25 protein-coding genes are annotated in these 26,095 nt (G+C 73.2%); 13 read left to right on the top strand and 12 right to left on the bottom strand.

Annotated elements, in window-relative coordinates:
* Positions 1–160: 160 nt before the first annotated feature.
* Complete coding sequence (locus OG715_RS01895) at positions 161–1,384, top strand: MFS transporter (RefSeq protein ID WP_327063728.1); 1,224 nt, start codon at positions 161–163, stop codon at positions 1,382–1,384.
* Between the two features lie 58 nt (positions 1,385–1,442).
* On the opposite strand, the gene OG715_RS01900 is transcribed toward OG715_RS01895, so the two are convergent.
* From OG715_RS01900 to OG715_RS01910, 4 genes are all read right to left on the bottom strand, one after another.
* Complete coding sequence (locus tag OG715_RS01900; RefSeq protein ID WP_327063729.1) at positions 1,443–2,360, bottom strand: phosphotransferase family protein; 918 nt, start codon at positions 2,358–2,360, stop codon at positions 1,443–1,445.
* Positions 2,344–2,592 carry an HAD hydrolase-like protein gene (locus tag OG715_RS42340; protein ID WP_407660935.1) on the bottom strand — a complete coding sequence of 83 codons (249 nt, stop codon included), beginning with the start codon at positions 2,590–2,592 and terminating at the stop codon, positions 2,344–2,346. Before OG715_RS42340 ends, OG715_RS01900 begins: the two co-directional genes overlap by 17 nt.
* 97 nt (positions 2,593–2,689) lie before the next feature.
* Complete coding sequence (locus OG715_RS01905; RefSeq protein WP_327063730.1) at positions 2,690–3,046, bottom strand: STAS domain-containing protein; 357 nt, start codon at positions 3,044–3,046, stop codon at positions 2,690–2,692.
* A gap of 10 nt (positions 3,047–3,056) precedes the next feature.
* On the bottom strand, positions 3,057–3,362 hold the full coding sequence (locus tag OG715_RS01910; protein ID WP_327063731.1) for a hypothetical protein: 306 nt from the start codon (positions 3,360–3,362) through the stop codon (positions 3,057–3,059).
* A gap of 200 nt (positions 3,363–3,562) precedes the next feature.
* Here OG715_RS01910 and OG715_RS01915 point away from each other — a divergent pair, with 200 nt between their 5' ends.
* Positions 3,563–3,922, top strand: coding sequence for a helix-turn-helix transcriptional regulator (locus OG715_RS01915; protein WP_327063732.1), 360 nt, complete (start codon positions 3,563–3,565; stop codon positions 3,920–3,922).
* A 120-nt stretch (positions 3,923–4,042) separates the two neighbouring features.
* Here the strand turns inward: OG715_RS01915 and OG715_RS01920 are convergent, their stop codons facing one another.
* Positions 4,043–4,213 carry a hydrophobic protein gene (locus OG715_RS01920; protein ID WP_266309025.1) on the bottom strand — a complete coding sequence of 57 codons (171 nt, stop codon included), beginning with the start codon at positions 4,211–4,213 and terminating at the stop codon, positions 4,043–4,045.
* A 531-nt stretch (positions 4,214–4,744) separates the two neighbouring features.
* Between OG715_RS01920 and OG715_RS01925 the strand changes: the two genes are divergently transcribed.
* From OG715_RS01925 to OG715_RS01935, 3 genes are all read left to right on the top strand, one after another.
* On the top strand, positions 4,745–9,013 hold the full coding sequence (locus OG715_RS01925) for a HAMP domain-containing protein (protein ID WP_327063733.1): 4,269 nt from the start codon (positions 4,745–4,747) through the stop codon (positions 9,011–9,013).
* A gap of 29 nt (positions 9,014–9,042) precedes the next feature.
* On the top strand, positions 9,043–11,538 hold the full coding sequence (locus tag OG715_RS01930; protein WP_327063734.1) for a SpoIIE family protein phosphatase: 2,496 nt from the start codon (positions 9,043–9,045) through the stop codon (positions 11,536–11,538).
* A 149-nt stretch (positions 11,539–11,687) separates the two neighbouring features.
* Positions 11,688–12,083: an STAS domain-containing protein gene (locus OG715_RS01935; protein WP_327063735.1), complete on the top strand. Its 396-nt coding sequence runs from the start codon at positions 11,688–11,690 to the stop codon at positions 12,081–12,083.
* A gap of 177 nt (positions 12,084–12,260) precedes the next feature.
* Here the strand turns inward: OG715_RS01935 and OG715_RS01940 are convergent, their stop codons facing one another.
* Complete coding sequence (locus OG715_RS01940; protein WP_407660936.1) at positions 12,261–13,478, bottom strand: RNA-guided endonuclease InsQ/TnpB family protein; 1,218 nt, start codon at positions 13,476–13,478, stop codon at positions 12,261–12,263.
* A gap of 151 nt (positions 13,479–13,629) precedes the next feature.
* Between OG715_RS01940 and OG715_RS01945 the strand changes: the two genes are divergently transcribed.
* The 3 genes from OG715_RS01945 to OG715_RS01955 all read left to right on the top strand — a co-directional run bounded on the left by OG715_RS01945 (position 13,630) and on the right by OG715_RS01955 (position 15,923).
* A complete protein-coding gene (locus tag OG715_RS01945) occupies positions 13,630–14,109 on the top strand; it encodes an ATP-binding protein (RefSeq protein WP_327063737.1) in 480 nt (159 codons plus the stop codon).
* Positions 14,110–14,240: 131 nt separating this feature from the next.
* The gene (locus OG715_RS01950; protein WP_327063738.1) at positions 14,241–14,636 is read left to right on the top strand and encodes an SsgA family sporulation/cell division regulator; all 396 of its coding nucleotides are present in this window, start codon (positions 14,241–14,243) and stop codon (positions 14,634–14,636) included.
* A gap of 177 nt (positions 14,637–14,813) precedes the next feature.
* Positions 14,814–15,923 carry an SDR family oxidoreductase gene (locus tag OG715_RS01955; RefSeq protein ID WP_327063739.1) on the top strand — a complete coding sequence of 370 codons (1,110 nt, stop codon included), beginning with the start codon at positions 14,814–14,816 and terminating at the stop codon, positions 15,921–15,923.
* 371 nt (positions 15,924–16,294) lie between these two features.
* Here the strand turns inward: OG715_RS01955 and OG715_RS01960 are convergent, their stop codons facing one another.
* From OG715_RS01960 to OG715_RS01975, 4 genes are all read right to left on the bottom strand, one after another.
* Positions 16,295–16,633 carry an ASCH domain-containing protein gene (locus tag OG715_RS01960; RefSeq protein WP_327063740.1) on the bottom strand — a complete coding sequence of 113 codons (339 nt, stop codon included), beginning with the start codon at positions 16,631–16,633 and terminating at the stop codon, positions 16,295–16,297.
* A gap of 4 nt (positions 16,634–16,637) precedes the next feature.
* On the bottom strand, positions 16,638–17,009 hold the full coding sequence (locus OG715_RS01965) for a low affinity iron permease family protein (protein ID WP_327063741.1): 372 nt from the start codon (positions 17,007–17,009) through the stop codon (positions 16,638–16,640).
* A 192-nt stretch (positions 17,010–17,201) separates the two neighbouring features.
* The gene (locus OG715_RS01970) at positions 17,202–18,674 is read right to left on the bottom strand and encodes an amidohydrolase family protein (protein ID WP_327063742.1); all 1,473 of its coding nucleotides are present in this window, start codon (positions 18,672–18,674) and stop codon (positions 17,202–17,204) included.
* A gap of 70 nt (positions 18,675–18,744) precedes the next feature.
* On the bottom strand, positions 18,745–19,020 hold the full coding sequence (locus OG715_RS01975) for an Atu4866 domain-containing protein (RefSeq protein ID WP_327063743.1): 276 nt from the start codon (positions 19,018–19,020) through the stop codon (positions 18,745–18,747).
* A gap of 113 nt (positions 19,021–19,133) precedes the next feature.
* Between OG715_RS01975 and OG715_RS01980 the strand changes: the two genes are divergently transcribed.
* From OG715_RS01980 to OG715_RS01990, 3 genes are all read left to right on the top strand, one after another.
* Positions 19,134–20,033: a helix-turn-helix domain-containing protein gene (locus tag OG715_RS01980; RefSeq protein WP_327063744.1), complete on the top strand. Its 900-nt coding sequence runs from the start codon at positions 19,134–19,136 to the stop codon at positions 20,031–20,033.
* A gap of 149 nt (positions 20,034–20,182) precedes the next feature.
* A complete protein-coding gene (locus tag OG715_RS01985; RefSeq protein ID WP_327063745.1) occupies positions 20,183–21,061 on the top strand; it encodes a DUF4344 domain-containing metallopeptidase in 879 nt (292 codons plus the stop codon).
* 126 nt (positions 21,062–21,187) lie between these two features.
* A complete protein-coding gene (locus tag OG715_RS01990) occupies positions 21,188–21,622 on the top strand; it encodes a YdeI/OmpD-associated family protein (RefSeq protein WP_327063746.1) in 435 nt (144 codons plus the stop codon).
* Positions 21,623–21,655: 33 nt separating this feature from the next.
* Here OG715_RS01990 and OG715_RS01995 read toward each other — a convergent pair whose 3' ends face one another.
* The gene (locus tag OG715_RS01995) at positions 21,656–22,384 is read right to left on the bottom strand and encodes a hypothetical protein (protein ID WP_327063747.1); all 729 of its coding nucleotides are present in this window, start codon (positions 22,382–22,384) and stop codon (positions 21,656–21,658) included.
* A gap of 346 nt (positions 22,385–22,730) precedes the next feature.
* Here OG715_RS01995 and OG715_RS02000 point away from each other — a divergent pair, with 346 nt between their 5' ends.
* Positions 22,731–24,125: an alpha/beta fold hydrolase gene (locus OG715_RS02000; protein WP_327063748.1), complete on the top strand. Its 1,395-nt coding sequence runs from the start codon at positions 22,731–22,733 to the stop codon at positions 24,123–24,125.
* Positions 24,126–24,314: 189 nt separating this feature from the next.
* On the opposite strand, the gene OG715_RS02005 is transcribed toward OG715_RS02000, so the two are convergent.
* Positions 24,315–25,376, bottom strand: a complete 1,062-nt coding sequence (locus OG715_RS02005) for a barstar family protein (protein WP_327063749.1) — start codon at positions 25,374–25,376, stop codon at positions 24,315–24,317.
* A gap of 217 nt (positions 25,377–25,593) precedes the next feature.
* Here OG715_RS02005 and OG715_RS02010 point away from each other — a divergent pair, with 217 nt between their 5' ends.
* Positions 25,594–25,986 carry a hypothetical protein gene (locus OG715_RS02010; protein WP_327063750.1) on the top strand — a complete coding sequence of 131 codons (393 nt, stop codon included), beginning with the start codon at positions 25,594–25,596 and terminating at the stop codon, positions 25,984–25,986.
* Positions 25,987–26,095 lie beyond the last annotated feature (109 nt).

Genomic DNA, 26,095 nt, shown 5'->3' on the forward strand with positions numbered 1-26,095 from the left:
CGGCGTCCGGAGATCGAAATCGTCGACGAAGTTCTGTGTGAATTCGTTCGTTTCTGTTTAGTCTCGTACTCACTGGGCGGCCGTCACTGGGCCCCACGCTGCAGTGCCGCAGCAGACTCTCCCTCTACTTCCCTATAGAGACCGCTGGTTGGCGACACACATGCAGACACTCCCTTCCCTGCCGGACACGGCCGTGCGGCCCGACCGGTCCTTCAGTACCCCGGCGGTCGTCGCGTCCTGCATCGGCTTCGTCCTGATCGGAGCCCTTCAGTCACTGTACGGACCGGCCCTGCCCGCCCTCCGCCAGGAGTACGGGCTGTCACCGTCGGGCGCCGGACTCGCGCTGAGCGCCCACTTCGTCGGGGGCGTCGCCGGGGTCCTCGGCTTCGACCGGGCCTTCGGCCGGATCGGCAACCGCGCCCTGCTCGGTGTCTCCTACGCCCTGATGGCACTCGGGGGCGTCGCCTTCGCGTTCTCCCCCGGCTGGCCGCTGGCACTGCTCGGCGCCGTGGTCACCGGCTTCGGCTTCGGCGGCATCGACTACGGCCTCAACCAGCTCTTCGCCACCGGCTTCGGGCGGCGCAGCCCCGCCATGCTCAACATCCTCAACGCGCACTTCGGCATCGGCGCGATCGCCGGCCCGGCCCTGATCGGCCTGTTCGGGGCCGACCGCTACCCTGCCGTCTTCACGGCCTTCGCCGTGATGGCGGCGCTGCTGCTGATCCCGCTCGGCGGCGTACGCGACCGGCACCCCGGGGGCCTCCCCGCAGACACGGCCACGCACCCCGCGGACCAACGGGCCCGCCGGACCGCCGCCCTGCTCACCGTCTTCGTGGTGCTCTACGTGCTGCACGTCGGGGTGGAGGCCGCAGTCGGCGGCTGGGAGCCGACCCATCTGGAGGCCGTGGGCCACAGCGCCACCCTCGCCGCCTCGGCGACCTCCGTCTACTGGCTGATGCTGACACTGGGCCGCTTCCTGGTGGCGCCGCTGACGCTGCGCTGGTCGGAGCCGGCCATCATCGCCGTCAGCTGCGGCGGTACGGCTCTCTGCCTGCTGGCCGCCGTGCAACCCGGCCTCGCCCCGTACGCGTACGCGGGCGTGGGCCTGTTCATCGCACCGATCTTCCCCACCGGGCTGCCCTGGTTGCGGCGCGCCGTGCCCGCGGCCCGGCGGGCCGGAGCACTGGTGATCGCCGCATCGATGGTCGGCGGGGTGGCGGCCGGCCCGGCACTCGGAAAGGTCATCGAGCTGTTCGAGGTACGCGCGGTGCCGGCCGTGCTGTTCGTCCTGGCCGCGCTCTGTCTGGCGGCCACCTGGTGGCTGGCCCGGGCGACCCGCGCCCCGTCGCAGGCTTCCGGCGGCCCCGGCTCGCTCCTCGGCTGACGCACCCGCCGGCCCCGCCCCGCCGGGTCAACCGCCCGGCGGGGCGGGGCCGGCCGGGTCAGGCGGGCGGAAGCAGGAACTCGTGCAGCGACCGCCGCACCTTGTCCAGGGACTCCTCCAGTTCCCCGGGATCGTCGTGGCGCAGGGACCAGGTGACGCCCCGCAGTTCGCGCCGGACCGCGGCGAGCCTGGTCTCCTCGTGCAGGACCTCGTAGTCGCAGGAGTTCCGGGCCGCGTAGGCCCGCACCAGCTCCTCGGCCACGTCGCGACCCAGGTACCGGAGGCCGCACAGATCGACCGCCCGCGGGGCGACCCTCGCCTCGTCCCAGTCCAGGACACCGGAGAGCCTCCCGGCGGCGCGCAGGAGGTTGCCGGGCCAGAGGTCGCCGTGGACCGGCACGAGCTCGACGCCGGCGAGCCACCGCCGATAGGCCGTGGCCCAGCGTTCGAACACCTGCCGCTCGCGACCGGTCAGCCGGTCCGCGGCGGCCGCGGCCGTCCCGGCATCGAGGGCGTCGAGGGCGTCGACGCCGGGACGGCCGGCCCCGTGCGCCCCGAGCACACCCAGCAGCGGTTCGTCGCCGCATCCGTGCAGCGCCGAGACGAAAGCGGTCAGGTCGCCCGTGAACGCCTCACGGTCCGCGCGGGCGGCGTCGTCGTCCACGACAGCGCCCGGCAGCCTCCTGAGCAGCACGGCGCCGAAGGGCAGCCTCGGTCCGGCCGGAAGCGTTCCGAGCACCTCGGGGACGGCCAGCGGCAGCGGCGGCAGCCGCCGCAGCACCTCGGCGGTGTGCGTGCTCCGGTCCCCGGCCTCGGGCGTGCGCGGCACCCTGACGAGGACGTCGGCGCCGACCCGGAGCACGACGTTCGAGAAGCCCCAGCCGACGGTCTCGACCGGCTCCCCGCTCCATGGGAACGGCAGATCCTCCAGGCTCGACGCGACGGCTTCGCGCGTCGCTTCAGGGTCGAGGGGCATGAGCGGTCCTTCGCTGTTCGACGGCATCGACACAGGCCGAAACGTCCGGGAAGCCTCCGAGGTCGCGGGGTCCGCCCGACGCGGGCGCCACGCCCCGGCCGCTTCGGACGTGGACGCCCCAGCAGCCCGCCGCCCGTGCGGCCAGCAGGTCCGAGACGTGGTCGCCGACCGCCACGGTCCGCTCGGCGTCGGCACCGAAGCAGGCCGGGGCGGCGTGGACCATCCCCGGCACGGGCTTGCGGCCCCAGCAGCGCGCCTCCGGGCGATGCGGGCAGTGCAGGACCGGTGGCCGGGCCGCCCGGCCGGTTCCGCCGGGGCGCGAGGGGCCCTCAGGTGGACGGCCGGTACTCCCGCAGGGCCTCGTCGACGGTGGTGCGGACGGTGAACAGCGTGTCGGTCTCGGTGAGTTCCAGGGTCCGGACGGTCCGCGGCGACGGGGCGACCAGCACCAGCGGGACGCCCTCGGCCAAGGCGCGGCGGCGGGTGACCAGGAGCAGGTTGAGGCCGGTGGAGGTGAACAGCTCGACACCGGAGAGGTCGACGGCGAGCAGGGCCGGTCGGCTGTCGAGGACGTCCGTGAGCGCCCGGGACGCGACGGGCTCGCTGTCCAGGACCATGTCACCGGCGAAGACGCAGACGACCGCGTCACCGATCCGGACGGTCTCCGACCTCAGGCCGGCGAGCACGGGGCCCTCCTCAGGCCGGGGAGGCGGACCGGACGCCCGGACCGACGACACCGACGCCGGCGGCGGGCTCGGGGAACGCGGCCGCGATCCGCTCCAGCCCCTGCCACAGGTCGAGCGCCCGTTCGCGCAGCCCTGCGGCGCTGCTGCCCGCCTCCACCGCGCCGAGGTAGGCGTCGATACCGGTGACGGCGTGGCGCACCTGCCGGCGCAGCAGCTCGACCCGTCCCGCGTGCTCGCCCTGCTGGCAAGGGACGCCGATGTGCTCGGCCAGCAGGTGTTCGAGCCGCGCCAGTCCTTCCCTGCTGATCGGGTCCACGCGCACCACCTCCGGTCGGACGACCGCCGCGCGGATCCGCTGCGGGAGCGGTACGGGCGGCTGTCCCTCCACTGTTCGCCCGTTTGGGAGACCTGTCAACCATTGCACGAATTCAGTGTCGTGTTTTGCCGGTCGTGAAAGATCTGTCCTGTCATGACGTGGAAGATCTGTCCGATGAAGATCCGCCCTAAGGTGGAGGGATGGAGAACGGCGCGGACACCGAACGGCAGTGGACCTTCCTGACCAACCATGCCCGCGTGCTGGTCCAGATCGCCCGCGACCCCGGCATCCGGGTGCGGGACATCGCGACCCAGTGCCTGCTCACCGAACGCGGCGTGCAGCGCATCATCACCGACCTCGAACAGGCCGGGTACCTGAGCCACGAGCGCCGCGGCCGCACGAACCACTACAGCGTCATCGCGAGCAAGCAGTTGCGCCACCCTGCCGACGCGGGTCCGACGGTCTCCGAACTCCTCGCCACCCTGCTGCGCTGGCCCGCCGACGGGCACCGCACCGAGGCGCCCGCCGCACCGGCGCCCGAACCGCCCTCCGTGCACTGAGGCGGGCGCCCGGCCGACGACGGCCGGGGCCCTGCCGGGCCGGGACACGCGGTGCCCGGGACACGCCGGTGCCCGTCGGCCGAATCGGCGGACGGGCACCGGCAGCACGGGGCGCGGCGGCTACCAGCGGTACCAACGCCCCCGACTGCCGGTGGCGTTGGTCCCCCGGGCGATGAAGCCGAGCAGCCAGATGGCGAGGACGACCAGGCCGACCCACCACAGGACCTTCACGGCGAAGCCGAGCCCGAACAGGAGGAAAACGAGCAGCAGGACCAGGATCAGACCGAGCATGGTGCGGACTCCTCAGGCTCTGGGAATGGTTCACGGCTCGGGTGCCCCGGTTCCGGAGAGTCATGCACCGCTCCGCCGGATCACCCGAATCGCCCGGTTCGCCCGGATCCGGCGGCCCCGCGGGCCTGCGGGCCGGGCCGGGATCCCTCTCGCCTGTTACGGGCGGTGACTTCGGGGCATACGGCTGCCGACCGGGGAACGCCCGGCGGACGGGAAGGCGATCGGCGGTGCTGTGGGTGTGGCTGGGAATGCCCGGCGGACACGGAGGCGGACACGGAAGCGGATTCGGAAGCGGACACGGAACAGGCGAGGACGGCGCCCCGGTCAGCGGGCCGCGGACGCCCGGGTCGTAGCCCGGCCTCCGGCCCGGTGGAACGCGGAGCGCCCGCTGCCCGGGTCCACGAACGAGCCGGTGCCGGGCTTTCCGGTTCCGGTAAGGACTGGGGTAGCCTCCCAGGCGGTACGTGCCTGTGTAGTCGGTCGGCCTCGGTGCCCCCGGCGCCGGGGTGGGCTCTAGAGAGGCGACGTTCGATGGCTGGCTCAGCAACGCCCAACGGTTCGCGCGGGAGCGCGAGTCCTTCCGCCACCCAGGTCGGCGTGCCGGAACTGCGGCTCCTGCTCGCCGGTCTGACGGCGGTGCGCGACGGGGACTTCGGGACCAGGCTGCCGGACGACGCGGACGGTCTGCTCGGCGAGATCGCGACCGTGTTCAACGGCATGGTCGACCAGTTGTCCCGCTTCACCTCCGAAGTGACCCGGGTGGCCCGGGAGGTGGGCACCGAAGGGCGGCTCGGCGGTCAGGCTCAGGTGCCCGCCGTCTCCGGGACGTGGGCCGACCTCACCGACTCGGTCAACGCGATGGCCGGCAACCTCACCACCCAGGTCCGGGACATCGCCCAGGTGGCCACCGCGGTCGCGAAGGGCGACCTCTCGCAGAAGATCACCGTCGACGCGCGCGGCGAGATCCTGGAGCTCAAGAACACCGTCAACACGATGGTCGACCAGCTGGGCAGCTTCGCCGGCGAGGTCACCCGGGTCGCCCGCGAGGTCGGCACCGAGGGCATCCTCGGCGGCCAGGCCGACGTGAAGGGCGTCTCGGGGACGTGGCGCGACCTCACCGACTCGGTGAACTCCATGGCCGGCAACCTGACCGGCCAGGTCCGGGCGATCGCCCAGGTCGCCACCGCGGTGGCCGACGGCGACCTCTCGCAGAAGATCACCGTCAATGCGCGCGGCGAGATCCTCGAACTCAAGAACACCATCAACACCATGGTCGACCAGCTGAGCTCGTTCGCGGGCGAGGTCACCCGGGTCGCCCGCGAGGTCGGCACCGAGGGGCGGCTCGGCGGCCAGGCCGACGTGCAGGACGTCTCCGGCACCTGGCGCGACCTCACCGAGTCCGTCAACGTCATGGCCGACAACCTGACCGCGCAGGTCCGTTCGATCGCCTCGGTGACCACCGCGGTCGCCCAGGGCGATCTGACGCAGAAGATCCGGGTCGACGCCCGCGGCGAGATCCTGGAGCTGAAGGAGACCATCAACACGATGGTCGACCAGCTGTCGGCGTTCGCCGACGAGGTGACCCGGGTGGCGCGGGACGTCGGCACCGAGGGCAACCTCGGCGGCCAGGCCACCGTCCGGGGCGTCTCCGGGACGTGGAAGGACCTCACCGACAACGTCAATGTGATGGCCTCCAACCTCACCGGCCAGGTCCGCTCGATGTCCGACGTGGCGACCGCCGTCGCCCGCGGCGACCTCTCCCGGAAGATCACCGTCGAGGCCAAGGGCGAGGTCGCGGCCCTGGCCGACGCCATCAACACCATGGTGGACACCCTGTCGGTGTTCGCCGACGAGGTCACGCGGGTCGCCCGCGAGGTCGGCACCGAGGGGACCCTCGGCGGGCAGGCCCGCGTCCCGAACGTGGCCGGGACGTGGAAGGACCTCACCGACAACGTCAACTTCATGGCCCACAACCTCACCAGCCAGGTCCGCAACATCGCCCAGGTCACCACCGCGGTGGCCAACGGCGACCTCACCCGCAAGATCGACGTCGACGCGCGCGGCGAGATCCTGGAACTCAAGACCACCATCAACACCATGGTCGACCAGCTGAGCTCGTTCGCCGCCGAGGTGACCCGGGTGGCGCGCGAGGTGGGCAGCGAGGGGCGGCTCGGCGGACAGGCCGAGGTCGAGGGCGTCTCCGGCACCTGGAAGCGCCTCACCGAGAACGTCAACGAACTGGCCGGCAACCTCACCCGGCAGGTTCGCGCGATCGCCGAGGTCACCAACGCCGTCACCGCCGGCGACCTCACCCGCTCGATCACCGTGGACGCCTCCGGCGAGGTCGCCGACCTCAAGGACAACATCAACTTCATGGTGGAGTCCCTGCGCGAGACCACCCGCGCCAACGAGGACCAGGACTGGCTGAAGACCAACCTCGCCCGCTTCTCCGCACTGATGCAGGGCCGGCGGGACCTGGGCGTCGTCGCCGAGTCCATCATGGACGAGCTGACGCCGCTGGTCTCCGCGCAGTGCGGCGCCTTCTACCTCGCCGAGGAGACCGACGACGGGACGGTGCTGCGCCTGGTCGCCTCCTACGCCTTCCCCGGCGACGCGTCCCGGCCCGGCCCGTTCCGGCTCGGCGAGTCCTTCGTCGGCCAGTCCGCCCGCAGCCGCCGCACCATCGCGGTCGACCAGCTGCCGCCCGGCTACCTGTCCGCCACCTCCGGCCTGGGCCGCACCGACGCGCTGGCCCTGATGGTGCTGCCGATCATCGTCGAGGACCAGGTCCTCGGGGTGATCGAGCTCGCGGCCGTCCAGCCGTTCACGCCGGTGCACCGCGACTTCCTCGGCCAGCTGATGGAGACCATCGGCGTCAACGTCAACACCATCGTCGCCAACGCCCGCACCGACGAACTGCTCGGCGAGTCCCAGCGGCTCACCGCCGAACTCCAGACCCGCTCCGAGGAGTTGCAGGCCCGGCAGGAGGAACTGCAGGTCTCCAACGCCGAGCTGGAGGAGAAGGCGGAGCTGCTGGAGGCGCAGAAGAGCGACATCGAGGCGAAGAACCTGGAGATCGAGCAGGCCCGCCAGGAGCTGGAGGACCGCGCCCACCAGCTGTCCGTCGCCTCGAAGTACAAGTCGGAGTTCCTGGCCAACATGAGCCACGAACTGCGCACCCCGCTCAACAGCCTGCTGATCCTCGCCCAACTGCTCGCCCAGAACCCCACCCGGAACCTCACCGCCAAGCAGGTCGAGTACGCGGGCATCATCCACTCCGCCGGTTCCGACCTGCTCCAGCTCATCAACGACATCCTCGACCTGTCCAAGGTCGAGGCCGGCAAGATGGACCTCAACATCGAGACGGTGCCGCTGGCCGCCCTGGTCGACTACGTCGAGGGCACGTTCCGCCCGATGACCGGCCAGAAGAGCCTGGCCTTCGCCGTGCGCACCGGCGACGGCGTCCCCGGCGAGCTGCGCACCGACGACTACCGGCTGCGCCAGGTGCTGCGCAACCTGCTCTCCAACGCCGTCAAGTTCACCGCGCAGGGCGGCGTCGACCTGCGCATCGAGGCCGCCACCGAGGCGGAACTGCCCGACGGCGTGCGCCGGGACGGCCCGGTGGTCGCCTTCCGGGTCACCGACACCGGTATCGGCATCGCCCCGCAGCACCTGGAGACGGTGTTCGGCGCCTTCCAGCAGGCCGACGGCACCACCAGCCGCAAGTTCGGCGGCACCGGTCTCGGCCTGTCCATCAGCCGCGAGATCGCCTACCTGCTGGGCGGCGCGATCACCGTCGGCAGCACCCTCGGCCAGGGCAGCACCTTCACCCTCTACCTGCCCACCACCCGGCCCGACCTGTCCGAACCCGCCGCGGCGACCGCCGCGGCCGTCGAGCCCGTCGGCGGTCCGCCGCGCGCCGACGGCCCCTCGGTGCCGCTGCCCGCCCGCCGCCTGCTGGTCGTCGAGGCCCGCGCCAACGGGCTGCTGGGCCTCGTCGCCGAGAACGCCCTCGCCGAACTGCCCCGCACCGACGGCCGCGAGGTGGAGATCGTCACCGCCGTCGGCGTCCACGAGGCCGCCGCCACCCTCGCCGACGGCCCCTGCCACTGCCTGGTCCTCGACCTCGACCTGGCCGACGGCGCCGCGCTCGCCCTGCTGAAGGACATGGACGGCGACCCCGCCCTGCAGTCCGTCCCCGTGCTCGCCCACCGCAGCCGCGTCGTCGCCACCGACGACGAGCTGCTCACCCGCGGTGCGACCCGGCCCCTGGAGATCCTCTCCAGCCTCGACGAACTGCGCGAACGCGTCGCCCTGCACATGAGCGCCGAGCGACCCGAGGACATCCGCCCGCGCACGGCCCGCACCGCACCGGCGTGGGACCCCGACGCCGACCCGAGCCTCGCTGGCCGCACCGCGCTGGTCGTGGACGACGACGACCGCAACCTCTACGCGATCACCGGGATCCTCGAACTGCACGGGATGAACGTGCTGCAGGCCGAGAACGGGCGCGCCGCACTGGACGCCCTGGCCACCCACGCCGCGATCGACGTCATCCTGATGGACGTCATGATGCCCGAGATGGACGGGTACACCGCCACCGCCGCGATCCGCGCGATGCCCGAGCACGAGCGGCTGCCGATCATCGCCGTCACCGCCAAGGCCATGCTCGGCGACCGGGAGAAGAGCCTCGCCGCCGGAGCCAGCGACTACATCACCAAACCGGTCGACGCCACCGACCTGATCGACCGGATCAGGGACCAGCTCACCGCCCGGGCACTGAACCCCGGACACAGCTGACCCGCACCCGTCCGCGTCAGGAGACCGCCGTGCACCAACCCCACGACCAGCCCGCGGACCATACCGCGGGGACCTTCCCCCTCACCGGAGCCCCCACGGTCGGACCGCAGCGCGAGCCCGCGGACGACCGGCCCGCCGACACCCGCCCGGCGCCCACCGCGGTCACCCGCCTCGCCGCCACGGTGGAGAACCTCCGCACGGAGCTCGCCCGCGCCCGGGCCGACGCCGCCGGCCGGTCCCTGGTCGAGATGGCCGCCGGCGTCCTCGTCGAACGGCTGCGCTGCGGCCCGGCGGAGGCGGCCGCCCAGCTGACCGCGCTCGCCGAACAGGCCGACGTGCCCGTGCTGGAGTTCGCCGCCGAACTGGTCAACCAGGTCGCCGCCGACCGGATCTCCGCCATCGCCCGCGAGTTCGTCACCTCCTCCGTGGACCGCTCCGAGGAGGCCGCGGACCGCACCGAGGAGGCCTCCGTCCGGCTGCGCGCCGCCGAGGCGCACAGCCTGGCCGCCGGTGACAGCGAGTCGGTGGCCCGCTCGATGCTCGCGACCGCGCTGCGCCCGCTGGGTGCCGTCGCCGTCGCGATCTGGGCCGCCCACCCCGACCAGTCGCTGACCCTCGAAGGCAGCGCGGGCTTCGGCGAGGCCGAGGCCCGCCGCTGGCGTTACGTCCCGCCCGGCGTGTCCACCCCGGCCCGGCGGGCGCTCGACGAACGGGAGACGGTGGTCTTCCCCTCCCTCGTGCACGCGGCGCTGCCCACCATCGGTCAGCACGAGTACACCGGCGGACGCATCGCGGTACCGGCCGGGACCGGCGGGCGGCTGATCGGCGTGCTGGAGATCTGCTGGCCCACCGACCTGCCCCCTCGGTCCCAGTCGCTCCAGCGCCAGTTCGAGGCACTGGCGGAGCTGTGCGCCACCACCCTGGAGACCTGGACCGAACCCACCGGCCCCAAGCGGACCGACCGCGAGTTCGACGAGCTGCAGCGGCTCACCGACGGCGTCCTCGACCCGTGCCTGATCCTCCGGCTCGCGCCCGGCAACACCGAACTGCCCCTGGAGTTCGCCGTCCGGCACGTCAACCCCGCGTTCGTCGACTTCGCCGGCCGGCCGAACAGCGCGGTCGCCGGCGCGCGGCTGCTGGAGGCCTACCCGCTGGCCGCCGAGGCCGGCGGCCTGGCCGAGAAGGTGGAGCACGTCTTCGCCACCGGCGAGCCGTTCCGCACCATGGAGATGCGCCTGGCCGCCACCGTCGACGGCATCCCGCTGCTCGCCCGGGCCCAGGTCAGCATCAGCCGGCACGGCCGGCACGTCGTGGTGATCTGGCGGCTCGACGACGGTACGCCGAGGGTGGCCAGGCTCCTCCAGCACGCGCAGCGCCTGGGACGGATCGGCGGCTTCGAGGAGAACGTCCAGACCGGCCAGATCGCCTGGAACGAGACCCTGTTCGACCTGCACGGCCTGCCCCCCACCGCCCGGCCGATCGCCCTGGAGCGGCTCCCCGAGCACGCGCACCCCGACGACCGCCCGGCGATCGGCCGGTTCCTGCGCACCCTGCTGCACCACCGGCGCCCGGCGGCCACCGCCTTCCGGCTCCACCGCCCCGACGGCGTCGCCCGCCACATCCGCGTCGTCGCCGAACCGGTGCACGACGAGAACGCGGCGCTCACCACCGTCCGCGGCGCCTACCAGGACGTGTCCGCCCAGCACTGGACCGAGGTCGCCCTCGCCGCCACCCGCGACCAGCTGGCGCACAGCGAGCAGCAGGCCGCCGAACGCAGCCGCCTCGCCCTCCAGCTGCAGCACGCCATCATGCCGCCCGCCCGCGGCCCGCTCACCCTGCACGACCTCCAGGTCGCCGTGCGCTACCGCCCCGCGGAGAAGGACCACCTGGTCGGCGGCGACTGGTACGACACGCTCGCCCTGCCCTCCGGCGAGATCCTGCTGTGCGTCGGCGACGTCGCCGGGCACGGCATCGAGGCCGCGACCGGCATGGTCGCCCTGCGCAACGCCCTGCGCGGCCTGGCCGCCACCGGCGCCGGTCCGGCGCAGCTGCTGACCTGGCTCAACAGCGTCACCCACCACCTCACCGACAACGTCACGGCCACCGCCGTCTGCGCGCTCTACCACCCCGGGACCCGGCGGCTGCGCTGGGCCCGGGCCGGCCACCTGCCGCCGGTCCTGCTGCGCGAGGGCCGCGCCCGCGCCCTGCCGCAGCCGAGCGGGATCCTGCTGGGCGCGCTCGACCACGCCGACTACGAGGAGGCGCACCTCGACCTCCGGGCCGGCGACACGCTGGTGATGTTCACCGACGGCCTCATCGAACGCCGCGACGAATCCGTCCAGGCCTCGCTGAACAGCCTGCTGTCGCTCAGTGAGAAGACCTCCCTCGCCAAGGACGGCGCACCCGACTCCCTGGAGAGCCACCTGGACCACCTGCTGCGCTACAGCAGCGCGGACACCGACGACGACACCTGCCTGGTCGGCATCTCGGTCGACCGGGCCTCCTCCGACGCGCCGGAGGGGTGAGCGCAGGGGGTCGGCCCGCGGCTCCCCCCGAAGGCTCCTTCACGAAGCCTTCACATGAGGAGCGGGAGTGGAAATCGCGGGAGCGGGTAGCGGGGGACGGACCGCGCTGCGTGCGTCCGGTCGTGAGGACATCCGTGGAGGGGACGACCATGCCAGCCGAGAACGACCCAGCAGCCGCCCTGCGGGAGGCCGCCACCACGGCCGGTTCCATCGCCCGACCGCGACCGGCCGACAACCGTACCGCCGTGTGCGTCCTCGTGGGCGACCTCGACATCGAGACCCTCCCCCCGGCCGAGCAGGCCCTCGACGAAGCGCTCCGGACCGGTCCGCTGGTCCTCGTGGTCGACCTCGAACAGGTGGGCTTCTGCGACTCCTCCGGCCTGAACCTGCTGCTCAAGGCCCGGATGAGCGCCAAATCCGCCGGCGCCGAGCTGCGCCTCGCGGCGGCCTCCCCCACCGTGCTGCGGCTGCTGGAGCTGACCGGTGCCGACACGGTGTTCCCGCTCCACCCGACGGTCGGGGACGCGCTCGCCGCACCCCGGTGAACGCGGGTGAACGCGGGTGAACGCGATTGAAGGACGAGTGGCGTGGCGCGCTCGGGGCGCACGTGCATGAACCGGAGCCGGGCGGGAAGCAGACCGGCGAAGAGCGCCGAACCGAACCGAAAGGGCACCCGTTCTTGACATCCTCCCTGCCCTGAAGGGCGGGGATTCCCCTCAGCCTCACGGCTGAGCCGCTGCGCGTGAGCGCGGCGGTGGGACCACTTCCTGCTTCACCGACGACTGCCCGCCCGGAGTGCTCCGTTGAGGTCTTACACCGTCTCCACAGGCTGCAACCGCCAGTCCGGCGGCCAGAATGTTGCGTGCGGCGTTCACGTCCCGGTCGTGGGTCGTTCCGCAGGCGCACGTCCACTCGCGCACGTCGAGCGGCATCCTGCTCTGCAGGGTGCCGCAGGCCGAGCACAGCTTGGACGAGGGGAACCACCGGTCCACGGCGATCACCTCGCGTCCGTACCAGTCGGCCTTGTACTCCAGCATGGACCGCAGCTCGCTCCAGGACGCATCCGCGATCGCCCGGGAGAGCTTCCGGTTCTTGAGCATGTTCCGGACGGTCAGGTCCTCGATCACGATCGTTTGGTTCTCACGAACGAGTCGAGTGGTGAGCTTGTGCAGGAAGTCCCTGCGCCGGTCGGCGATCCGGGCATGTGCCCGGCCCACCTTGAGCCGGGCCTTCGCCCGATTCGAACCGTCACCCTCGGCCTTGCGGGACAGGGCCCGCTGGGCCCTGGCGAGGCGTTCCCGGTCCTTGCGCTCGTGCCTCGGGTTGGTGATCTTCTCCCCGGTGGAGAGCGTCACGAGACTGGTGATACCGACATCGACACCCACGGCAGCGTTGACCGCCCCGGGCACGGCCGGGCGGTCGTCGCACAGCATCGAGACGAACCAGCGCCCGGCCGCGTCCTGCGACACGGTCACCGTGGACGGGGAAGCGCCCTCCGGCAGAGGACGCGACCACACGACGGCCAGCGGCCGGTTCATCTTCGCCAGGGTCAGCCGGCCGTCCCGGAACCGGAACGCCGAACTGGTGTACTCGGCGGAGCGGCGGGACTTCTTCCGGGACTTGAACGTCGGGTACTTCGCCCGCCTGGCCCAGAAGTTGCCGAATGCCCCCTGCAAGTGCCGCAGCGCCTGCTGCAGCGGAACCGACGACACCTCGTTGAGGTAGGCCAGCTCCTCGGTCTTCTTCCACCCAGTCAGCATCGCGCTGGTCGCGTTGTAGTCGACCCGTTCCCGACGCAGCGTCCACGCCTCGGTGCGGGCCTGCAACGCCATGTTGTAGACCTTGCGAACACACCCGAACGTGCGCGACAGCTCGGCCGCCTGCGCATCGGTCGGGTAGAAGCGGTACTTGAACGCCCGCTTCACGTGGCACGTGGTCACGCTCGCAAACTAGCGTGGCTACAACTCAGGACCAAATCATCCGGTCAGAGCACCGCGGTCCGCCTTGACGGCAAATCGCAGCTCCCTACCCCGCTACGCGGGAGATCCAATTCCTCCCCGGCCTAAAGCCGGGGTTCCTTGGAGGTATCCGATGAACACTCGCCGGGAGACCCTGGACGAGACGCGCGCCGAGGTCGGACCTGTCAGGTCGCTGCTGCCGGCCGACGGACGCCAGCGCCGCCGGATGCCCCTCGCCGGGCAGCACAAACCCGTCGCGCGGGCCAGGGAGTTCGCCCTCGCCGCGCTCACCGACTGGGCGTGGCCCGAGGCCGGTGACGTCGTCCTGCTGGTCGCCGAACTCGCCGCGAACGCCGTGCTCCACACCGACGGCCCGCTCGAACTCGTCCTCGACCTCTCCCCCGCGCGGCTGCGGATCGAGGTCAGCGACACCTCCCCCCTCCTGCCCGCACCCCGCCGTCCGCACCGCCCCGGCCTGCCGGGCGGGCACGGCCTGTACATCGTGCAGCAGGCCTCCGACCGGTGGGGCTCGGTGCCGCACGAGCGGGGCAAGACCGTCTGGGCCGAGATCGACGCCCGGCCCGTCGCCGAACGGTTCCGCACCGCGGGGTGACTCGACCGCGTGCGGGCGCCGTGCTGCGAAGGCCCGTCGGTGTGAAGGGCCGTCGGTGCGAAGGGTCGGTGGTGTGAAGAGCCGTCGCCGGGGCAGACGGCGGCTGTCACAGCCGACAGGGAGGGCAAGGCATGGAACACGTGTCCACACGCGTGGTGATGCGACTGATCACCGACGCGACGCACAGCCGGGACTTCGGTGTCGAATGCCACTACGGCCCCGACGACCCCTACGCCGTCCGCCTGCACTTCGGCGCGGCCGCGCAGGACGCGGTCTGGGTGCTGTCGCGCGAACTGCTGCTCCGCGGACTGCGCGGGCCCGCCGGCGAGGGTGACGTCCACATCGAGCCCGGTGCGGACGACAGCCTGTTCATCGCCCTGCGCGGCAAGGACGGCATCGCGCTGCTGGAGGCCCCGTCCGCCCCGCTCGCCCGGTTCCTCACCGCGACCGAGGAGCTCGTCCCCGCCGGCTGCGAGCCCTCGCACCTGGACTGGGACAGCTGGCTCACCGCACTCCTGTCCGCCTGAGCGCTCGGCCCCGTGGGGCCGACCACCCGGACGGTGTCCCGGCACCGGCCGCCCGTCCGACGGGCGGCCCGCCGGGCGGCGGGATCCGGGGATCCGAGGCTCCGGGGCGATTGCCCCGAGATCCACCGGTTTGCGATCCACCGGTTTGCTTTCCCGGATCGGGGACAGTCGGGGAGCATGGAAGATCTGGAACCCACGACCCGGACCGTCGTGATCACCGGGGCGAGCGCGGGCATCGGCCGCGCCTGCGTCGCGGCCTTCGCCGCCCGCGGGGACCGCCTCGCGCTGATCGCCCGGGGCCGGGCCGGACTGGACGCCGCGGAACGCGAGGCCAGGCTCGCCGGCGCCGCCGAGGTCATCACCGTCGAGACGGACGTCGCCGACGCGCAGGCCGTGGAGACGGCCGCCCGGCTGGCCGAGGAGGCACTCGGCCCGATCGACGTCTGGGTCAACACCGCCTTCGCCTCCGTCCTCGCCCCCTTCACCGAGATCACCCCCGAGGAGTTCCGGCGGGTCACCGAGGTCAGCTACCTCGGCCACGTCTTCGCCACCCGGGCCGCCCTGGCCCGGATGCTGCCCCGCGACGCCGGTGTGGTCGTCCAGGTCGGCTCGGCCATCGCCTACCGCGGCATCCCGCTCCAGAGCGCCTGCAGCGGGGCCAAGCACGCCGTCCAGGGCTTCAACGAGGCGCTCCGCTGCGAGCTTCTCGCCTCCGGCACCCGGGTGCGCACCACGATGGTGCAGCTGCCGGCCGTGAACACCCCGCAGTTCGACTGGGTCCGCTCCCGCCTCCCGGAGCGGGCGCAGCCGGTGCCGCCGATCTTCCAGCCCGAAGTGGCCGCCCGCGCCGTGCTGTTCGCGGCGGACCACCCGAAGCGGCGGGAGTACTGGGTCGGCGCGAGCACCGCAGCCACCCTGGTCGCGAACGCCGTCGTGCCGGGCCTCCTGGACCGGTACCTGGCGCGCACGGGGTTCTCGTCGCAGCAGGACGGCCGCGGGCGCCGGACCGGGGATCCGGACAACCTGTTCAGCCCGGTGGACGCCGGGCGGGACTTCGGCGCGCACGGCCGGTTCGACGACCGGGCCCACGACCGCAGCTTCCAGCAGCGCGCCTCGCACGCGCTCGGCGGCCTCACCGACGGGGTGCGCCGGGTCTCCGGACGGGTGGCGACGGGTCTGCCCGCCGCCGCGGCCGGGTGTCTCGCCCGGATACGGGACGCACGCGGCCCGCGCACGCCCCCGGGAACGGAAGGAGTGACCATGCCGCCGCCGGCCGCTCCCGGTTGACCGGGCAGGCCCCCCTGCACACGTCCCCGCACACGTCCCCGACCGACAGGAGATCCGCACCCATGGGCACCCTCCCCGTCCCTTCGGACCCCGACCTCGCTCCCACACCCCCGCCCGGACCGCCCGCACCACCCTCACCGCCCGCACCTCCGGTGCCGGACCGGCCGCCCGTGACACCCGACCCGCCGGCCCCGCCCGGCCGCCCCGTCCCGCCCGAGCAACCCGAGCCGCCGTCCCCGGAACCCGACCGCGGCCGCCCGGCCCCCGGACGGCACAGCCCCGCCGAACCGCCGGACTGACGGCCTACCCCGCCCGCCCGCCCACCCCGGACCGGGCGGGCGGCGGCGCATTGCACGCGGCTCTGACCGTGGCTACGGGTGGCCGGCGACCAGCAGGACGATTTCGATGGCGAGAGCGCCCAGCTGCTCCCTCTCGGGCGGGTAGATGCCGCGCAGGGCGGCGAGGATGCCGTCCCGGTCGGCGGCCGGGTCGATCGTGGCCGGGTCCTCGCGGTCGAGGAGGGCCTCGAAGCCCGAGTAGCGGTCGGCCCGGAGGACCTCGCACGTGACCGGTCGGTCGTGGTCGGTGCGGAAGACGATCCGGTCGCCGGGCCGGATCAGCGCCTTGGCCGGGCTGGCGGTGCGGACCTCGACGGTCCTGGTGCCGTTGGCCACCAGGGCGTGGTACTCGGGGAGGAGGTGAAGACCCACTCGTCTAGAGGCGCTCCTCCATGCGGACGGCCGCCTTCAGGTCCTCGTACGCCTGACCGCGCTCACCGTCCTGTTGTTCGAGCAGCGCCCGAGCGATCGCGTCCAGCTTGCGCTGAATGGCGTGCTCCGCCCGCCGCTCGGCGTTCTTCAGCATCGCCAGCAGCAACAGGGTCACCGCTGCCATCGAGTCGCCCAGCAGGATCTGCCACTCGGTCGACAGCCCCGCCACGTGCGCCGCGACGAACGCCAGTACCAGGCCCAGGCAGAGCACCGCGAACAGCGGGGAACTGGTGAAGTTCGACGCCAGCTCCGCGAAGCGCTCGAACCGTCCGCGCTGCCCGTCCGTGCCCTTGCGCGCGGGGTGCTGGAATGTCACGGCGTCGCTCCTCTCCGTCCGTGCCCACCCACCGGACGCATTCGCCCGGAGTCGCGCCGGCGCCCGGCCCGTCCCAGCAGCGTGTGCCCCGTTCGCGCCCGGACAGTCGGCCTCGGCCGGGGCGGGTCCGGAGGCATCCGTGCCGCCCCGGCGCCGGCCGCACCGCCGGCCGTGGTCGCACGACCGACACCGCTACCGGCCGCCGGTCGCGTCCGCCGCTGCCGCCGCGCGGTGGACGTGGTCGCGGGAGGCCGCGGCCTCCGCGCGGAGGGCCGGGAGGTCGACGTCCAGCAGGCGCCCGGCCCACTTGCGGACGCGGCCGGCGATCAGAACGGTGTCGATGTTGCGGGCGTCCGCGCCGAGGACGACGGTGCCGATGGGATCGTTCAGGGGGAGGTTGTTGATCTCGTCGGCGGTGATCATCAGGAGGTCGGCCTGCTTGCCCGGGGTGAGTGTGCCGGTCGTCGCACCGAGGCCGACGGTCGCGGCGCCCTGACGGGTGGCGAAGTCCAGCACGTCGGCGGTGGTGATCCGGTCCGGCGGCCCGTCCGCGCCGTCGACGTCACGGGCCGCGTGTACGGCGTTGACGGCGTTGACGGCGCGCATCCGCTGGATCGCGTGCAGCGCCCGCATCTGGGTGAACATGTCGCCTGCCAGTGCCACCTCGACGTCGATGCTCAGGCCGGGCCGGACGCCCGCCGCCAGGGCGTCGTCCACCGCCGGGACGGCGTCCTCCAGGCCGATCTGCGCCTCGGAGGTCGGGGCGAGCGACACCCGGGTACCGCTCGCGCCGATGGCCCGCCACGCCTCAGCGGTCAGCCCGGTGGCGTGGATCAGGGTCAGCCGGTCGCCGAGCAGGCCCGCGCGCTCCCAGTCGAGCACCGCCGCGGAGGAGGACCGGCCGAACACCGCGTCCACGCTGACACCGACGCCCAGTTCGGCCGCGACGCGGGCCAGCCCGGGACCGAACGCCAGGGCGGGACCGGCGATCTCCGCCGTCGCGAGGGCAGCCAGGCGGAACGTGACCAGCCCGGTGCCGCCGCCGTACCGGTCGACCAGCCGGCCGAGGTCGGCCGGCCACTGCCGGTCCCAGTCGCCGAAGTGCGGCCCCATCGCCGCGTGGATCCCGCGGATCCCGCTGTCCAGCAGCGCCTGCACGGCCGCGTCGGAGTGGGCGGCCGTCCGGGAGTTGTGCGAGAAGTCGAGCATCGTGGTGATGCCCGCGTCCACGGCGCCGAGGGCGGCCAGCCTGGTCCCCACGTACATGTCCTCGGGCCGGTACACGGGCGCGTACCGGGCCAGCGTGGTGCCCACGTAGCCCGCCAGGTCGTCGACATCGGGGATGATCCGGCGCAACTGGCCCTGCCAGGCGTGGCGGTGGGTGTCGACGAAGCCGGGGGCCAGGATCGTGCCGGAGGCGTCGACGACGACCGCGTCCGCCGCCTCTCCGCCGGCCCGCAGGTCGGGGCCGACGGCGGCGACGGTGCTGCCGGCCACCAGCAGGTCACCGGTGGCCAGGGTGCCGAGGGCGGGGTCCATGGTGACGACGGTGGCGCCGGTGAACAGGATGCGCCGCCCGGGGTCGCCGTCGGTGCGGCGCAGCAGGTCGAGCAGCGCGGGCCGGGCGGTGTCGGTGGGTCGGTGGACGGGGCGGACGGGGTGCACGGGGCGGACAGGGCGGACGGGGTGCACGGTGGTCCGTTCGTGAGGAGGGGCGGCGGGCGTTCGGCGGGCCTCAGCCACGGGCGGCGTTCGGTGACGCGTCGCCGTGGCGGTGGAGCACCAGGTGCTCGTGGTACAGCACGCCGTCACGGACGTCGCCGGTCGCGGTGAACCCGGTGTCGTCCAGGTAGTCGATGTGGCTGCCCGTGACGGTGTAACGGCCGGTGTACGCGCTCCGCCGGCTGCCGCGGGCCTCGTCGTAGCGGCCGTCGGGGCGCAGTTCCTGACGGATGAAACCGTCGGCGGTCACCCACAGGCCGACGAAGGGATGGGGCAGGTCGTTGCTCATGGCCTCCACGCTGGCACCGGGTCGCGGCCCCCTCCAGGCCGCACTGTTCCTGGGTGCGGCCCACCCCCGCTCAGGGCTTCGCACGGCCCCGGCCGCCCCGTAGCCTCGACCGCATGCACACCGACGAACCCCCGCACCCGCTCGAACTCCCCGACGGACGGCGGGACGACGGCCCGCCGCAGGGTGCGGCGCGGGCCGGGCGGTCCGGCAACCCGCTCGGCGAGTACCTGCGGGCCCGCCGGGAACACCTCACCCCGGACCGGGTGGGCATCCCGCGCGTCGGCCACCGGCGCGTCCCCGGGCTGCGCCGCGAGGAGGTCGCCGTGCTGGCCGGAGTGAGCACCGACTACTACACCCGGCTGGAACAGGGCCGTGAACGAAGCCCCTCCCCCCAGCTGTTGAACGCGGTGGCCCGCGCCCTCCGCCTCGACGAGCACGCCGCCGCGCACCTGCTCCGGCTCGCCGCCCCGCGCCTCGCCCACCGCCCGCCCCGCCGGGCCCCCGAGCGGCCGTCGCCCGCGCTGCGACTCCTCCTGGACAGTCTGGACACCCCCGCCCTCGTCGTCGGGACCGCCCTCGACGTCCTCGCCCTCAACCCGCTCGCGGCCACCCTGTACGCAGCCTTCGCCCCGGTGGACAACCTGGTCCGGACGACCTTCCTCGACCCGGCCGCCCGCACCTTCCACCGTGACTGGGGCCGTGCCGCCCACGACGCCGTCGCCGCCCTGCGCGCCGCCGCGGGCCGCGACCGCGAGGACCGCCGACTCGTCGAACTCGTCGGCGAACTCTCCCTGAAGAGCCCCGAGTTCGGCCGCCTGTGGGCCCGCCACGAGGTGCACGGCAAGACCGGCGGCAGCAAGCTGTTCCACCACCCGCAGGTCGGCGACCTCGACCTGCACTACGAGACCCTGACGGTCAACAGCGCCCCGGGCCAGCAACTCGTGGTCTACCAGGCCGCCCCGGGCAGCCCGTCCGCCGAGGGCCTGCTGCTGCTCCGCGCGCTGACTCCCTGACGCTGCGGCGACGGCCCGGCGGACGGTCCCGCCCGTGGGCCTCGCGCAATCGGCGCACCCCGGCATACCCCAGGCGCAGCGGATGCAGGTGCCGCCGGGGTGAGCGCATGCTGAAGGGAGCGGTTGGTCGAGCCGGCGAGGTGGTCGTCGTGAGCTGGAGGAGCGGGGGCCGGTTACGGTGGGCGGCGGTGGTGCCGTTCGCCTTGGTGGGACTGCTCGGGGCTCCCGTCGGGGCCGGTGCGGCGACCGGGGCGCGCGCACCGGTCGAACAGGCGGCGGAGCCCGCCGAGGAGGGTGTGCTCGTTCCCTCCTACGAGGCGGGCCTGACGCCCGAGGACCAGAAGGTCAGGACCTTCCTCACGCAGAACGCGGTCCTGGAGGACATCGCCGCCTACGCCTCGGAGCGGATCGTCCTGCCCCAGGACATCCCGCTGCACGCCGCCAGCTGCGGGGAGGCCAACGCGTTCTGGGACCTGCGGGCCCAGGACATCACGTTCTGTTACGAGTACCTCGAGGAGCTCGCACCCCTGCTCGCCGCGCAGCAGAGCGAGGGAACCGCCGAGGAACGCTCGGCGCAGCTCGACCAGGACCTCATCGGGGAGACCAACGACACCGTCCTCCACGAGCTCGGCCACGCGCTGGTGAACCTGTACGACCTGCCGGTCGTCGGCAAGGAGGAGGACGCGGCGGACCAGTTGTCCGCCCTGCTGCTCGCCTCCGGCGACGAGCGCCACGTCGGGTACGCGCTGAGCACCATCACGGCCTACGCCGCGCTGGCGGACGCGGCGGCGAGGGGCGAGCAGCCCCTGAAGGCCTATGCGGACGAGCACTCGCTGGACGCCCAGCGGTTCTACAACTGGGTGTGCTGGCTCTACGGTTCCGACCCCGACCAGTACGTTCCGGTCGTCCAGAGCGAGACGAACCCCGACGGCGTCCTGCCGCCGGAGCGGGCGGCGCGCTGCCCGGGCGAGTTCCTCCAGATGGAGAAGTCCTGGAGCCCGGCCCTCAAGCCCTACCTCAAGACCTGAGAGGCCGGCTCTGCGGTCGTCTCCGTAGTGGTCTCCGTAGTCAGCACGGATGTGGACCCCGTCGCGGGTGCGAGAAGCTGTGGCCGTGGCCGACACCGGCCGCACCCGATCCTCTAGGAGCGCCCCGTGAAGTTCCACTCCGTCGTCGAACCGCCCGAGCCCATGCGCGGGCTGGAGGTCCCGCCCGAGGTGGTGGAGGCGCTCGGCGGCGGCGCCCGGCCGCCGGTGACGATCACGGTCAACGGGCATTCCTGGCAGAGCCGGGTCGCCATCCTGCGCGGCCGGCACCTGCTCGGCCTCAGCAACGCCAACCGGCAGGCCGCCGAGGTCGAGATCGGCGAGGAGGTAGAGGTCGAGGTCGAGCTCGACACCGAGCCGCGCGTCGTGGTCGAGCCCGAGGACTTCGCCCGGGCCCTGGACGAGGACCCGGCCGCGCGGGCCGCGTACGACCGCCTTTCGTTCAACCGGAAGCGCGAGCATGTGCGCGCCGTCGAGAGCGCGAAGAAGCCGGAGACACGCGAACGACGCATCGAGAAGGCCATAGCCGCCCTGCGCGGCTGATCCGGCTCCCCCGGTCTGTCCGGTGCGGCGCGGTCAGTCCTGCTCCAGGTCGGGGTAGTAGCCGCGTTGATAGGTCGACAGGCGGGAGATCGCCAGCCGGCCCGCGCCCCGGCAGATGGGGCAGACCCGCGTCGTGCCGCACTCCCCGCACCGGCGCCTGCCCTCGGACCGGCCGGGTGTCCGCAGCACCCACCCTCGGCCGCCGCACCCCGGGCAGCGACCGTCACCGTCGCACTCGTAACACAGGACGTAACCGGGCGTAACGGTCTCCGGCCTTCGCTCCGGTCCCGGTTCCCGCTCCGGCTCCGGCTCCGGCTCCGGCTCCGGCTCCAGTTGCCCGGCCGGTTGCGGCGGGCACAGCACCAGGGCCGGTGTCTGCCCCCGGAACGCCACGGCGCGCGTGTCCTCGCTCGCCAGGACCCGGATGGTGCTGCCGTCCCGGTGAGCGAGGACCACCGTCCACAGCATCCCGTCGTCGTCCTCCTGCGACACCGCGACCGCCCAACCCGCCGCACGGAGGAGGGAACCCGCCCGGTCGGCCGTCCCGGCAGCGGTGACGCCCGCCGGCCGGTCGCCCTGGTACACCGCCGAACAGTGGTAGCGCGACGGATCCCTCGCGTCGGCCACCTTCGGCTCGTCGAGGTCCAGCCGGCGCAGGTAGACACGAACGGTCAGATCGGTGATCAGCACGACCATCTGCGCGCGCAACGACCTTCCCAGCCGGTCCAGTTCCTCGCGCGCCGCCCTCGACATCCCGTCCATGTCGACCCCCTGACCCGGAACGTAACACAGCGCCGTCCGCGCGTTCCGGAAGACCAGCTCCTCCCCTTGGGTCGACGTCGTCCAGCTCCTCCCGGCGGCCGACGACCGGTCGACGGCCGACCGACGACGATGCCTCGATGCCAATGCCGGGCCGACGCCCGACGCCGACCGCGCGCCGTCGGAACGACTGGCGGAGCGGTCGTGTCCACGTTCCGGGGCCGTTCGGGTTCTGGTGGTCGGTTCCCGGTCGCGTCGTGCGCCGGGCGTGGGGCGGCGGCGCGGCTCTCGGGGCAGGCTGCTTCCGTCGCCGCGCCGGCACGGGCCCGGCACGATCGGAAGGACGAGCATGACGAGCATGCGGGGGCGCGTCGCCGCCCTGCTGGGTGCCGTGGCGGTGGTCGCCGGGAGCACCCTGACCGCTCCACCGGCCGGGTTCGCCGTCGTGGCCGGTGTGCAGGGCGTCGGCGGCGGGATCACCGGGCAGGCGCCCTGCCCCGAGGCTCCCGGGTTCATCTGCGGGACCCTCACCGTCCCGTTCGACCGCAGCGGCGCCACCCCCGACACCCTCGGCCTCCGGGTGGCCCTCACCGGCAACAGCGCGGCACCCAGGGGCGACCTGCTGTTCCTCACCGGGGGCCCCGGCCAGCCCGGCGCCCCGGCGATCGAGCGGATGGCGGGCAGACTGGAACCCGTCCTCAAGGACTACCGCCTGGTGATGTTCGACCAGCGCGGCACCGGCCAGGGCGCGCTCCAGTGCCCCGGCCTCCAGGAGGACATGGGGTCCTCCGACCTCGCGGTCCCGCGCAGGCAGTCGATCGCCGACTGCGCCGCCGCCCTCGGCCCGGACGCCCGCCACTACAGCACGGCGGACACCGTCGCGGACATCGACCTGCTGCGCCGCGCCCTCGGCGCCCGGAAGCTCACCCTGGACGGGGTGTCGTACGGCAGCTTCGTCGCCCAGCGGTACGCGCTCGCCCACCCGACGCGCGTGGCACAGCTGGTGCTCGACTCGGTGGTACCGCAGCAGGGCTTCGACCCCCTCGACCTGGCCGCGCTGCCCGCGACCGCGCGGGTGCTGCGGGCCGCCTGCCGGGCCACCGGCTGCACCACCGACCCGGCCGCCGACCTCGCCGCCACCGTCCGGCGCTACGGCAACGGGGCGCGGATCCTCAGCGCACTCACCGGGTACGAGTTCGTCGACCCGAACTACGGCGGGGTCCCGGAGATCCTGCACGAGGCCGCCGCCGGGCGGCCCGAAAAGCTCCTGGACTTCTTCGAGTTCGTCCACCGGGAGGTCGACGCCGCCCCGGCCGAGGAGCTCAGCCAGGGGCTGCACTCCGCCGCCCTGTGCGCCGACTCGCGCTTCCCCTGGGGCACCACCGACACCCCCGTCGACGTCCGCCCGGCGGCGCTGGAACGCACCCGCGAGCGGCTCACCGCCGAACAGACCTGGCCGTACGACCCGGCGACCGCGACCGGGCTCGGCAGCATGCTGGTCTGTCTCCACTGGCCGCGCGAGCAGGTGCCGCCGACGCCGCACCGTCGCAAGCTGCCGGATGTCCCGGTACTGCTGCTCGGCGGCGACCGGGACATCTCCACGCCGTACGAACTTCTCTACGAGCAGGCCGAGTTGATGCACCACCCGCGGATCGTGATCGTCCCCGGCGCGGCGCACTCGGTGCAGAGCCGGGCCGAGAACCCGGCCGGTCGGCAGGCCGTCCACGACTTCCTGCTGCGGTAACCGGCGCCGGCGGCAGACCCCGGCCGCGTCACCCAGGGCGACCCCCTCGGCCCGCGCACCCTGCTCCAGATCCTCTACATCGCCGCAGCCGCCGCCACCCTCGTCCGACCCCCGCGACACCGCGCGGGCGCCACCTGCGCCGCATGAACTGCGGAGCCGGCGTCCGGGTTCGTAGCGGGTGGGCAGCCGCTACAGGAGCGTGACCTGGATACCTGCCTCGTCGAGGATGTCGAGAGTGGCGCCGAACAGGTCGCGGGGCTGTCCTCCCGGTCCGAGAGTGTGGGACAGGTGTGTGCGGGCGATGTCGGCGTCGCCCCAGAGGAGGGTCGCGGGGGTGGTACAGCCGAAGTTTCCGCGCAGGCAGTCGACGAGGGCGTCCAGGCACCCGCCGAAGTAGCCGCCCGGTCCGTTCACCGCCTCGCCGAGAGCCAGGTAGAGGCCGGGCCTGTCGGTGATGTCCCGGCCGTCGAGTTCGTAGGTGTGATCAACCGGACGGTCTCGGTAGGTGCGTCGGCAGGCCCGGTCACGGGCGAGGTCGAGCCAGACACCACGACGGTGGGTGTCGAGGCGGGCCCATGCTCCGGGGGCGTCCGGCGGCCCGGCGAGCCACTGATCCCAGACCGGCCGGGCGTGGGCGGGGACGGGTGTGCCGAGGTCGCCGTCGAGTTCCAGGTCGATCAGGCCCGCCCCGCGGGAGGACGGGTGCCAAGCAGCGATCCTGGCCCTCATCGACAGATCGGTGAGCAGCTCTCCCCGGTCGTCCCGGATCTCCAGGACGGCGTGGTCCAGATCCCGTGCGGATCGCGTGCCTTGCGCCAGGCGCGCGCGGAGCCCCTCGCTCGGTACGAGCCCTCTGAGCACGAGCGGGACCGCCGCGTGCAGGGCCGACAGGACCCGGGCGAATTCGTGGCAGGCCCCGAGCCATCGGCGCCCGTCGTGGAGGCGGACGCCGCCCCGGTGGCCGTCGGGCGGGCCCTCGTGCTCGTCCAGGCCCGTGAGCAGCAGGCCGCCCGGGCCCAGGTCGTGTTCGACCGTCCGGGCATCCTCCAGCAACCAAGGGTCGAGCGCCTCGTCGTCCGGCACCAGCCACACGCTGCGGCCCACCCAGCCACGCGGTCCGCTGGCCTCCGGAGTCCAGCCGAACAGCTCATACGTCCCGTACCGCGACTCGCCGAACAGTCCGTCCGCTTCGGCGCAGGTGCCCCAGGGACGACCACCGCCGCCACTCTCGACCAGCGTGAACCGCGCCATCCCTGGCTGCTCCTCCCCGTTGTACACGGTGTGAATCATGCCCCGACCCCGGGCCCGTCCCCGACCCCGACCCGCTCAGCGAAGCAGTTCTCCCGTTGCAGGGCGATGTCAGCGCACGCGCGGGTTTGACCTGGTGCGGGTCTCGGGGAATCACCTCGGTTGCGACGAAGCCCGGGACGGGTGTCGTGCGACGGCCCCGCCGTGAAAACCTCGGGCCGTGCCTGAACCGCGAGAACCCGCCGACCGTACCGTCCGGCTGCTGGGTTTCTGGGTGACACCCGGAGACCCGTCGCTGCCGGACCCCGCTGGTCTTGTCGATCCCGCATGGGCGGAGTCGCAACGGCAGTGGGTCGCGGACTACCTGGACCACGGGCAGGTCGCCGGCTCCTGGATGGGGGTGTCGCGATGCAGGCTGTGCTCGTGTCCGAACGGTTCCCGTGACCTCACCGACGGCTACTACCTCTGGCCGGAAGGGCTGAGCCACTACGTCCTCGACCACAGTGCGAGGCTTCCTGGAGAGTTCCTCGCTCACGTCGGGCAGAGGCTCGACACCCTGGAAGAGCTTGAGCGGGACTCCTCCTGGTGGCGGCGGAACGCCACCAGGACATAGCGCGTCAGTGGTCCGGTCACCGGAGGCTCGACCCGGTGAGGGCGCGTGCAGCACGCCACCCCGTCGACCGGCCGGGAGGCGGGAACGTGCTACGTCGACCGGCTCCGGC

The sequence above is a fragment of the Kitasatospora purpeofusca genome (assembly GCF_036010405.1).
GTDB classification, from domain to species: Bacteria; Actinomycetota; Actinomycetes; order Streptomycetales; family Streptomycetaceae; genus Kitasatospora; species Kitasatospora purpeofusca.